Raw genomic sequence first — 12,034 nt, forward strand, 5'->3', positions numbered from 1 at the left:
TATGCTCTTCCTAAAAGATGATTATCCGGCAACGGCTGATTATTTGACGGACCAAAAAGATGGCTCCTGGCTCCTCGAAGTAGAGGTGAATAGTATGGAGCCGGTGGAGCGGATTTTGAGGGGAATGCCGGGGGAGGTGGAAGTGGTTTGATGTATTTTTTATGTTCTTTCTTTATCTAATTATTATTGAAGTGTGGGATTAAGAAGTCTATTTGTGATTTAAACTAATGATTTTTTGGTTATAATTGAGTTAGACGAAGGCGGTCTTGTCGATATCGCAAACAGGGCAATATTACTCTTTAAAATAAATAGACAAAAATGAGTTACAATAAAATTGAAATAATAGGACTTCGCGGTTATGGCGACAAGCAGACTTTAAACCTTGCAATTCCAAACGGTAATGAAGGAAGTGGATTGACCTGCATAGTTGGTCCAAATAATTCTGGAAAGTCAACCATATATGAATCTTTCAGAGCGATTTCTCAAAATAATCCACCAAGTTTTACTGAAGGAAGAAGAAATAAAGTTGCTGGTGATAAAGTCGAAATTAAATTGAGTAAAAATGACGGAACTTCTATTGTACTAAAAACAACTGTAAATGGTGGAAGTGAAACTAGTTTTCTTGAGAGTGGATTAAATAAAGACAATGTAAAAATCTTGACACTTCCTTCAAGAAGGACATTCTCTCCTTTTTTTGGTAAAAATACTTGGAGCCGAGACCAATATATTAATAGTTCTGAGCTTTCCGCAGTCAGAGGTTCACAGTTTGACAGCTTTGCTTGGCGTTTATTTACTATTCAAAAAAATCAAGCAGAATTTAATTCTGTTTTAGAAAAAGTATTAGGAGTAGTTCCGAGTTGGGTTATTGAGCAATCAGATAGTGGGAACTATTATTTGAAGTTTAATTATAATGGTTCGTTCCACAACAGCGACGGAACTGGCGAAGGACTTTTAAGTATTTTTACAATCGTAGATACTTTGTATGATAGTAACGATAATGACTTTATTGTTATCGACGAACCTGAACTTTCACTACACCCTTCTCTTCAGAGAAAGCTAATGCATCTTATTTTGGAATATTCTGAAACAAGACAAATTGTAATTTTAACTCATTCTCCATACTTCATCAGTTGGACTTCATTAGCGAATGGAGGAATGATTTCAAGAACTGTTAAAGAATTTATAGGAACTAAAATATATGAATTACAGCAAGCTACAGGTAAAGCGATTCTCTCGTTAGTAAACAACTTGAACAACCCTCATATTCTTGGACTTGATGCCAGAGAAATATTCTTCCTTGATGATAAAATTATTCTCGTTGAAGGGCAAGAAGACGTAATATTTTTAAACTTAGTTTTTGATAAAATCGGGACTCAGCTTAACGGTGATTTTTACGGTTGGGGAGTGGGTGGTGCTGACAATACAGATAAGGTTGTCACGATGCTTTCTGATTTAGGGTTTAAAAAAGTTGCTGTAATTTTTGATAACAATAAAAGCTATCTCATTTCGAGCCTAGTTCAAAAATTCAAAAACTATATATTTAAAAATATTCCTACAGATGACGTAAGAGATAAACCTGACAAAAATATTGAAGGATTAATTGATTATGGAGGGAAAACAATAAATGAAAAACATGTAGTCACAATTAATCGACTTTGTGCAGAGATTAACACATATCTTGCTTTATAAGAACCAAGCTCGAAAACGAGATAAGGTATTTTAATTCGAAATCAATATGCTAACAAGACAATTGGAATTGACAAATGAACAGACTTCACCCTTGTTCAGACTTATGTGGATACATAATTCAGCAGAAACAGATAGAAGGCATTTTGACAATAATATCTGTGCTTTTCATATTGGCAACGGATTTATTCTCTCAGTCGCACATAACATTAAGTCAGAAGCTTTATTATTTAAATCAATTGACAATGCAATATTTAAAACAGATATCTTACCGCATTTGAATGATGAACAGACACAATTGTTTAATGATTGCTATCCATTAGATTTCCAGACCAATAAAAGATACATTAATATTATTAATCAAGCTGACTTTCAAAAAATAGTAGACACATTAAAGCAAATAAATTTCGACACAAGGTGGCTACAATTGACACATAGGAATATTTGCAAACCATTTCTAATTATACAATTCAAGAACAATCAATTTTATAATGACGCATCATTAACAGGACATTTTAACCAAAATACATACTTCCACGAACCAGCAATTAATAGACATACATTTTTAGTTGAAGTTGAACTAGTAGAAGCATATTATAACGAAGATATAGCCTTATACAAAATAGTAAATACTCATAAAGATGTCATAAATCGTCTTCCAAGCATTGAGGCCGATTTCTCTTTGTTAAACGACAATCAGCCTAATATATATTGTTTGCAAAGTTCTCCTAATAGTGAAGTAGGAAAACTGATTAATAAGGCACAAATTGAAGGTTATTTAGAGCATTTTGGAATTTTCCCAGATACATTTGGAGGAAATTATACTTTTGAAGGAGCTCGTTATTTGATTAAGGGATATTTCAGATTCGGTTCTTCTGGTGCACCTTATGTTTTTTTTGATAACGAGAATGATAAATTTAAAGTTAACGCAATCCAAAGTGAAGCCTGTCCTGTTCAACTCTCAATTGAAAATAAAAGAGAAGGTAATTTTCAATATGTGAATGCAATTGCATCACCTTTAAATATTATACAAACTAGACTTCAATCTCATCTAACATCAAGGACAACAAAAATAAAATTAGAAAAATAGTTTACAATAGCACCTGTGGGAGATATCAGGTTTATTTGATTTTTTTTGCTTCTTATCATTACAGGTTTTTTTTACAAGACTTTAACTTAGTCCATACAAATTGCTCATTTACAAAATCAAAAAAGCTGTCTGTGTGTAAGCATGAATATGACAAAGAGAATTTTAAACTTAACTTAGCAGATAGAAATAATTTAAAATATTACCTTAAAAAATGGCAAAACAGAAGAAAGAAATAAAGGAAAAAGCAATCGAAGTAACTCTCTGGGAAGCGGCGAATAAATTGAGAGGAAGTGTGGAGCCAGCGGAGTACAAGCACGTAGTATTAGGATTGATTTTCTTAAAATTTGCAAGTGATAAGTTTGAACAACACCGTGCATTGCTGATTTCAGAGGGCAAAGAGAAGTATATTGAGATGGCTGACTTCTACAATATGAGTAATGTTTTCTTTTTGGAAGAAACTAGCCGATGGAGTTACCTTATAAAAAGAGCCAAACAAAATGACATTGCGCTGCTAATTGATACTGCATTGCATACCATTGAGAAAAACAATAAGGCTTTGAAAGGAGCTTTGCCCGATAATTACTTTTCTCGTTTAGGTTTGGATGTAACTAAATTAGCTTCATTGCTCGATACAATCAATGATATTGATACAACCATAGATCCAAAGCAAGATGTGGTTGGTAAAGTATATGAATATTTCCTTTCCAAATTTGCATTGGCAGAAGGAAAAGGCAAAGGAGAATTTTATACTCCCAAAAGCATTGTTAACCTGATTGCCGAAATGATTGAGCCTTATAAAGGTATTATCTATGACCCTGCTTGTGGTTCGGGTGGTATGTTTGTTCAATCTATCAAGTTTATTGAGGCACACAATGGCAACAACAAGGAAATTTCTATTTACGGACAGGAATACACCAATACTACTTACAAGCTGGCAAAGATGAACCTTGCAATACGGGGGATTAGTGGCAACCTTGGTGAAAAAGCAGCCGATACCTTTGCAGACGACCAACAAAAAGACCTGAAAGCAGATTACATAATGGCTAATCCACCTTTTAACCAAAAAGATTGGCGAGCCGAAAACGAATTGAAAGACGACCCACGTTGGAGAGGTTATGATGTGCCACCCAAAAGCAACGCCAATTATGGTTGGATTTTAAATATGGTTTCTAAACTTTCCGACAATGGCATTGCAGGTTTTATATTGGCAAATGGTGCATTGAGTGGCGGTGGCGAAGAATACAAAATACGCAGAAAGCTGATTGAAAATAATTTGGTGGAAGCTATTTTAGTTTTGCCTCGCAATTTGTTTTACACCACCGACATCAGTGTTACGCTTTGGATTTTGAATAAAAATAAAAAAACTCAAAGCAAAAATATTGGTGATGAAAAACGCCAATACCGTGATCGTGAAAAAGAAATCTTATTTATGGATTTGCGACAATTGGGCGAACCGTTTGAAAAAAAATACACGCAGTTTTCTGATGATGATATAAAAAAGGTAACGAGTAATTACCACCAGTGGCAAACCAAAGAAATTGAAAACATTCCTGAGTTTTGCTATTCCGCTTCGCTAGAAGAAGTAGCCAATAAAGATTTTTCGCTTGTGCCAAGTAAATACATTGAGTTTGTAAACCGAGACGAGAACATTGACTTTGAAGAAAAAATGGAAATGCTAAAAGGCGAAATTGCCGACTTGTTAAAAGCCGAAGCTTCTTCAAAAAATGATTTGCTAACCGTATTTAAAGAATTGGGTTATGAAATCAAATTATAAACCTTTAGGCAAATATATTCAGCCTGTTATTGGGCGAAATAATGATTTAGGCGATTTGCCATTAATGGGTTTGAGTATTCAAAAAAAGTTTATTCCTTCTATTGCGAATACAATAGGAACTGATATGTCAACATATAGAACCATATATAAAAATCAATTTGCTTTTGGCCCTGTTACTTCGAGGAATGGCGAGAAAATTACTATTGCATTGTTCAATGATTATGATAAAGCTTTAATTTCTCAGGCTTACATTCCTTTTGAAGTAAAGGACAATAACGAACTAGATACTGAATATTTGATGATGTGGTTTCGTAGACCTGAGTTTGACCGTTACGCAAGATTTAAAAGTCACGGCAGTGCAAGAGAAATTTTTGATTGGGAAGAAATGTGTAATACACTTCTACCAGTCCCCCACATTGACAAACAACGAGAAATCGTAACAGAATATAACACCATCCAAAATCGCATAACCATTAACCAACAACTGATACAAAAACTGGAAGAAACCGCACAGGCGATTTTTGCGGAATTTACTTCGCAAAATCTTGATGAAAGTATAGGAACAACGTTATTAGACTATATTGACACTGCAAATACTGGGCTTGATGCGATTAAAAGAGCACCGATAGTTAATGAAGATACAGGAATAAAATGTTTGAGAATTCAAGATGTATCAAGGGATGCAAATGTTAATGACTGGGGATTTACTAAAGTAGAGAATCATAATTTTATAAAATTTCAACTTAAAAAAAATGACATTCTAATTGCAAGAACAGGAGCAACAGTTGGAGGCAATATCTTCATTAGAAAAGATTTAAATGCAGTTTTTAACAATGGATTAATAAGAGTTAGAGCAAACAGTAAAATAGTGCATCCTAATATTCTTCAAATTTTTTTTAGAACTAAAGAATTTGTAGAACATATAAACAGTATTGCCTTTGGAACTTCAACCCAGCCAAATATTCAAATTGGTGAATTACTGTCATTTCAAGTTTCGTTTCCTTCAATTGAAGTTCAAGCAGGCTTTAAAGAATACTTAATTAAGGTTGATAACTATAAGTATGAATTAATGGAACAAATAAACTTGCTTGAAAAGTTAAAAGACTCTCTACTTTCCAAATTAGCAACAATTTAAAATAGCAAATGATATGAAATGGCTTGATGAAATAATAGAATTTCAAAAGAAGCAAAATGAAATATTTCAAAAATCAATTCCGGCCAATGTTTTTTATAATCATTTCGATGCAGTTACAACTTTTATAGATCATGATCTAGCGAAAATTGATTTAAGAAAAATATCATATTACAATAGTTTAATTGTTAGAAATACTGAATTTGATATAGAAAGATGTAAAAGACTTTTTTGGAATTCTTGGAGTACTGAAAACGCTTTCCATCTGTCAATTCCTGACTCTGAGTTCTATAAATTTGCTTTACACTGGCATTTTCCACAGGCTTATTATTCTATTTATTTATGTATGACTGCATTTCATGAAACCCAAGGAATAGCTAATGATAACCATGAAAAGTCGATAAAGTTATTTGGAAATTCTGTTAAAGATGGTCATTATCCAAAAGCAATTAGTTATTATGCGACGGGGGGATATAATGATTTTTCATTTACAGGGATAAGCAATATTGATCACAAAGATTTTAATGTATTAACTAAAATTGTTAGTTTAAAAGACGCAGAAATGCAAATTGCTAGTTTTTTAAAATCTACAAGAATTCAAAATGCAGAAAATAAAAAAAATCGAGGTTTAAAAGAATTTTCAAAAAACAAGAATTTCCAAAACATAGATGGCGAGTTGGTAAAACGTTTTACGAAAAAACATTGGGATATGATATATGCCAAAATACCTGAAACTACATTACTCAATTTGATTTATAGATTAAGAATAAAAGCAAATTATCTTGATATAGAAACTTTTATCAATGCTGATCTAGATTTCGAAAAATTTCACGGAAAGATTGGGAAAGTGGTTTCTTACCTGAATTTTGTACATGAGGCATATTTTTGTAATTGTGTAGGTGTAAAAGAATATGAAAAAATTCTAGAATCCTTTAGGGGTCACGTCTTTAAAAATCTAGCATTAAAAAGATTTGAAATAATTAAAAAGATCCAATAAAAAAGAATGAAACTTGATGAAATTCACTGAAGATAAATTAGAAAGAGCATTTACGGAATTATTGGCGCAAGAAGGATTCCCTCACCACTTAGGAATTTCCATAGCACGCAAGCCTGACGAAGTATTGATAGAAGAAGATTTGAAATCATTTCTCTTAACTCAATACGCTGGCCAAGGCATTACTGTAAATGAAATCAAATCTATTATTCTTCAGCTCAAATCACTTTCTGCTACAGATTTGTATGAAAGTAATAAGATATTTTTGAAACTACTTTCGGATGGTTTTATTCTTAAAAGAGAAGACCGAAATCAAAAGGACATTTACATTCAGTTAATTGATTTTTCAGGATTAAATAATCACCGCCAACCTGACCCAGAAAAACTTTTTTCGATAGTAGCAGAAGAAAAGGTAGCATATGGAACGGATAACAATATTTACAAATTTGTAAATCAATTAGAGATTTTAGGTTCAGAAAAACGCATACCAGACGGTATCGTTTATATTAATGGCTTGCCTTTGGTTGTTTTTGAATTTAAAAGTGCCATCCTTGAAGAAGCTACCATTCATGATGCTTTCAAGCAATTAACGGTTCGTTATCGAAGAGATATTCCTGAACTTTTTAAATTCAATGCTTTTTGCGTTATCAGCGATGGTGTAAACAACAAGTCAGGTTCATTTTTTGCGCCGTATGATTTTTTCTACGCCTGGCGAAGAGTAGCAGGCTTAGCTAAAGAAGTGGACGGCATCGATAGTATGTTTACACTTATTCAAGGGATGTTTGATAAAACTAGATTAAGAGATATTATTCGAAATTTTATTTATATACCTGATAGTTCGAAGAAAAACGAAAAAATTGTCTGCCGTTACCCCCAATATTATGCCGCACGAGCTTTATATGACAACATAAAACTTGCTCAAAAGCCTGAAGGTAATGGGAAAGGTGGAACCTATTTTGGCGCAACTGGTTGTGGTAAAAGTTATACAATGCTTTACCTCACACGTTTGTTGATGAAAAGCGAATACTTTGAAAGTCCAACCATTGTATTAATTACAGACCGAACCGATTTGGATGATCAACTCTCTGGTCAATTTACCAATGCTAAAAACTTCATTGGTGACAATACTGTAATCAGTGTAGAGAGCCGAGCGAATTTGCGAGAATTAATTCAGGACCGTCAAAGTGGGGGAGTTTTTTTAACGACCATTCATAAGTTTACGGAAGATACTCAACTACTTAGTGATAGATCAAATGTGATTTGTATTTCTGACGAAGCGCATAGAAGTCAAGTGAATCTTGACCAAAAAGTGAAAGTAACAGAAGAGGGAGTTACTAAAACCTATGGTTTTGCTAAGTACTTACACGACTCATTACCCAATGCAACATTTGTAGGCTTCACTGGAACGCCAATCGATGCTACACTTGATGTGTTTGGGAAAGTGGTAGATGCCTATACAATGACAGAATCTGTTAAGGACGAGATTACAGTAAGAATTGTATATGAAGGCAGAGCTGCTAAAGTGTTATTGAACAATTCCAAACTAAAAGAGATTGAAGATTATTACTCCAAGTGTGCTGAAATCGGAAGTAACGAAAACCAGATTGAACAGAGCAAAAAAGAAATGGCACAGATGTATGCCATTATTGGTGATCCTGAGCGTTTAAAAGCAGTTGCAGAGGATTTTGTAAACCATTATGAGAATAGAGTTTCAGAGGGTTCGACTGTAAAAGGCAAAGCAATGTTTGTTTGTAGTACTCGTGAAATTGCTTATGAATTATATAAAAATATTATCGCTTTAAAACCTGAGTGGAATGAAATTCGAGCTGCGGAGGAAGGAGCAGAACTTACGGAAAAGGATAAACGCGAATTAAAGCCAATTGAGCGAATAAAGCTTATTGCTACTAGGGGGCAAGATGACCCGGAGGAAATGTATAATTTGCTAGGAACAAAAGACAAACGCAAGGAACTTGACCGACAATTCAAAAATGAAAAATCAAATTTCAAAATTGCAATAGTTGTAGATATGTGGCTCACAGGTTTTGATGTGCCGTTCTTAGATAGTATTTATATAGATAAACCAATACAACGACATAATTTAATCCAAACTATTTCCAGGGTTAACCGTAATTATGAGGGCAAGACCAAAGGTTTAGTAGTCGATTATATTGGTATCAAAACACAAATGAATTTGGCGCTAAAGCAATACAGCGAAGGCGACAAAGATAATTTTGAAGATATCGCTGAATCAATAATTATCGTGAGAAATCACATCGACTTATTAGCGAAATTGTCCCATACATTTGACAGCTCAAAATATTTCAAAGGCACTACCATTGAGCAACTCAATACGCTAAACTTGGCTGCTGAATTCTCACAGCAATCCAAAGAGTTTGAAACCCGTTTTATGGCCTTAGTCAAACGATTAAAAGTAGCCTATGATATATGCTCAGGTAGCGAGCAATTAACGCAATCAGAAAGAGATCATACGCATTTCTATTTAGCGGTTCGTTCCATTGTTTTCAAACTAACTAAAGGAAATGCCCCTGATACAGCACAAATGAATGCTAAAGTTAGGGAAATGATTAAAGAGGCGCTTCAAAGTGAAGGAGTTGAAGAAATCTTTAAACTTGGGGATGACGCTGAAACAGAACAAGACATTTTTGATGAAGATTACTTAGCTAAAATTGATAAAATAAAATTACCCAACACCAAGATCAAATTGCTTCAGCAGCTATTGGCCAAAGTAATTGGAGAAATCAGAAAAGTTAACCGGGTCAAAGGAATTGATTTTAGTAAAAAAATGCAAGTTTTAGTTGACCGCTATAACAATCGAGATGCAAATGATATTTTGAGAAGTGAGGTATATGAAGAAATGGCAAGTGCGCTAACGGATTTAATTTGGGAAGTCCATCAAGAATTTTCGGCTGGGGACGAATTAGGAATTGACTTTGAAGAAAAAGCTTTTTACGATATTTTGAAGGAGTTATGTATTAAGTACGACTTCAAATACCCTGACGATAAAATGATTGAATTGGCTAAAGCAGTTAAAGATTTGGTTGAGGGGCAAGCTAAATTCCCGGATTGGAATAAAAGAGATGATATTAAATCCTCTTTAAAAGTTGGATTGATTCTATTATTGGATGAGTTTGGATATCCTCCAGTAGACAAGGACGAGGTATATGTTGAGATTTTTGAACAGGCAGAGAATTTTAAGAAAAATAATTAAAATTAGTATATAAAGCGTACTACCGATCCATGAAGCTATTTAAAATTGAAAATAACAAATTATCATCTGTTTCTATAAATCAATTCGCACTTGAAAAAGAGATTCAGGTATTGATTGAGAAGAATGTGAATGAATTGTTCGAATTGGAGTTTGTTAAATCTGAATTGAAGGTTCAGAATTTTCGATTTGATACGCTTTGTTTCGACAAGACTAGTAATTCATTCGTAATCATCGAGTACAAAAGAGGAACGAATTACTCTGTAATTGATCAGGGATATACCTATCTATCTTTGCTATTGAATAACAAATCCGATTTCATTTTAGAGTACAACGAAACCACTGGTTCGACTATTAAAAGGGACGAAGTAGATTGGAGTCAATCACGAATAATCTTTATTTCTCCCAAATTCTCTGATTATCAAAAAACATCCATAAACTTTAAGAATGTGCCTTTTGAATTATGGGAAATTACTAGGTTTAAAAATGAATTGATAGGCTTGAATCAGATAGTTACCGAGTCTGATGTAGATATCAATTCAACAGTTAATTCAGATACCAATAAGAGTGTTTTAAATCAGGTTTCTAGCGAGATAATTAAACTTGATGAGAATTATCACCTCAACAAGAGTAAGAATCGTCCAGAAGTGATCTATGAGATGTACAGAGATTTGAAGGAAAAGATTTTGAGCTTAGGAGAAAACATTGAAATTAAAATTGGGAAACAAACCATTGGATTCAAACAAAATAAAGTTTTCACTGATTTAATCATATATAACAAAGGGATTGGTATTGTTTTAAATCTTAAAAGAGGTGAGTTGAATGACTTTGAGAATCGAACAGAGGATATAAGCGAAAAAGGTCACTGGGGGAACGGAGAATATAGGATTTGGATAAATACCATTGAGGAGATTGATTATGGATTCAGTTTAATTAAACAATCCTTTAAGAAGCAAAAAAATCAATAGTTTTGAGTGTATTGTTAATAAAATATGTGGGGTGAAATTTGGGGTTACAAGAATAAATTAAACTTAAAATAATATCATTAAATATTTAAAACATTTGTCCCTGAAACCCATCCCAATTACTATTTTTTGCTGATCTCTCAAACGGGTCAGCTAATCCTAATTGCTCAATCGTGTAACCATCTTTTCCATAGTTACAGGGAGCACAAGAGGATACCAAGTTTTCTAAACTGGTTCGGCCACCTTTATTCCAGGGAATCACGTGATCTGCTACAGGCCAGGTGATATGTATAATTCCATGTGTGCTGAGATTAGTTTCACCTCTAGAAAAAAGGGGAGAGTTTAGGCTCTTAATGAACGTCCTAAGAAATTCTTGCGAAATCAATTTCCCGCCACAGTATCTGCAATGATAGGCATCTCTTTCAAAGACTTTTTTCTGGATCTTAGCAGGCGAACGAACGGGATCACGAAGGCTAATATCGATGGTTTCCGGAGGAGTGATGTTTAGATGAAGTTTTCGGTGCCTACCTGACATTTGGCCATGTTCTATATACCATTCAGTAATCTCATCTGATCGTATTTGACTTATTATCTCTAAGCATACGTTTTTGTTTCCAGCTATAAATGCCTCCACCGCACTAATAAATAGATCAACTTCGTTGTTCATCCACTCTGGCTTAGGCAAGGGACTTTCCTTACTCCAAGCATTAGTATCAGTTCCTAATTCAGTACATATGTTCTTGCCTCTGCACATAGAAAATTAATGAAAGGTGGAAATGATAGGTAAGTGATCACTTAGTTTATTGCCGAAGATTAAGTCATGCTCCTCCGTTTTACAATGAATTAGATTTTCTATCAAGCTTGAACTTGTATACATATGATCTAACTGATGGATGATCTTTCCTCCTTTGGAATTCCTAAATGTAGGAACTAGTTCATTCTTGTAGTGCCTTAAACATTCTTTGAGACCTAAATTTTCTAATCGTTGAATATATTCCAAGCTTCCAATTGGTCCACCTTTCCATAAATAGTCAAAAGTTTCTGATGAGTTGAAATCACCAGCTATTATCCAATTAGCATCTTTATCCTGATCATATAGCCAAGCGTGTAAAATGTCAAAAGCCCACATTCTTTTGTTTAGAGATAATTTGATTTCGCTAATATTCA

At 33.8% G+C, this 12,034-nt stretch carries 9 protein-coding genes; 7 read left to right on the top strand and 2 right to left on the bottom strand.

Going from position 1 to position 12,034, the window contains the following annotated elements:
• Nucleotides 1-318: 318 nt before the first annotated feature.
• The 7 genes from ACKOWY_RS09820 to ACKOWY_RS09850 all read left to right on the top strand — a co-directional run bounded on the left by ACKOWY_RS09820 (nucleotide 319) and on the right by ACKOWY_RS09850 (nucleotide 10,870).
• Nucleotides 319-1,689 (top strand): ATP-dependent nuclease, encoded by a 1,371-nt coding sequence (locus ACKOWY_RS09820; RefSeq protein WP_408941268.1) that lies wholly within the window; start codon nucleotides 319-321, stop codon nucleotides 1,687-1,689.
• 46 nt (nucleotides 1,690-1,735) lie between these two features.
• Nucleotides 1,736-2,776, top strand: a complete 1,041-nt coding sequence (locus ACKOWY_RS09825; protein WP_408941269.1) for a hypothetical protein — start codon at nucleotides 1,736-1,738, stop codon at nucleotides 2,774-2,776.
• 211 nt (nucleotides 2,777-2,987) lie between these two features.
• Entirely contained in the window at nucleotides 2,988-4,550 is a 1,563-nt protein-coding gene (locus ACKOWY_RS09830) for an N-6 DNA methylase (protein ID WP_408941270.1), read from the top strand.
• Nucleotides 4,534-5,685, top strand: coding sequence for a restriction endonuclease subunit S (locus ACKOWY_RS09835; RefSeq protein WP_408941271.1), 1,152 nt, complete (start codon nucleotides 4,534-4,536; stop codon nucleotides 5,683-5,685). Before ACKOWY_RS09830 ends, ACKOWY_RS09835 begins: the two co-directional genes overlap by 17 nt.
• Nucleotides 5,686-5,698: 13 nt before the next feature.
• Complete coding sequence (locus ACKOWY_RS09840; RefSeq protein WP_408941272.1) at nucleotides 5,699-6,679, top strand: hypothetical protein; 981 nt, start codon at nucleotides 5,699-5,701, stop codon at nucleotides 6,677-6,679.
• A gap of 16 nt (nucleotides 6,680-6,695) precedes the next feature.
• Nucleotides 6,696-9,905 (top strand): type I restriction endonuclease subunit R, encoded by a 3,210-nt coding sequence (locus ACKOWY_RS09845; protein WP_408941273.1) that lies wholly within the window; start codon nucleotides 6,696-6,698, stop codon nucleotides 9,903-9,905.
• 29 nt (nucleotides 9,906-9,934) lie between these two features.
• Nucleotides 9,935-10,870 carry a DUF5655 domain-containing protein gene (locus ACKOWY_RS09850; protein ID WP_408941274.1) on the top strand — a complete coding sequence of 312 codons (936 nt, stop codon included), beginning with the start codon at nucleotides 9,935-9,937 and terminating at the stop codon, nucleotides 10,868-10,870.
• Between the two features lie 85 nt (nucleotides 10,871-10,955).
• Here ACKOWY_RS09850 and ACKOWY_RS09855 read toward each other — a convergent pair whose 3' ends face one another.
• Nucleotides 10,956-11,534: an HNH endonuclease gene (locus ACKOWY_RS09855; RefSeq protein ID WP_408941275.1), complete on the bottom strand. Its 579-nt coding sequence runs from the start codon at nucleotides 11,532-11,534 to the stop codon at nucleotides 10,956-10,958.
• Between the two features lie 93 nt (nucleotides 11,535-11,627).
• A partial coding sequence (locus ACKOWY_RS09860) for a hypothetical protein (RefSeq protein WP_408941276.1) occupies nucleotides 11,628-12,034 on the bottom strand: 407 nt, incomplete at its 5' end.

Source organism: Flavobacterium sp. (assembly GCF_046073885.1).
GTDB lineage: Bacteria > Bacteroidota > Bacteroidia > Flavobacteriales > Flavobacteriaceae > Flavobacterium.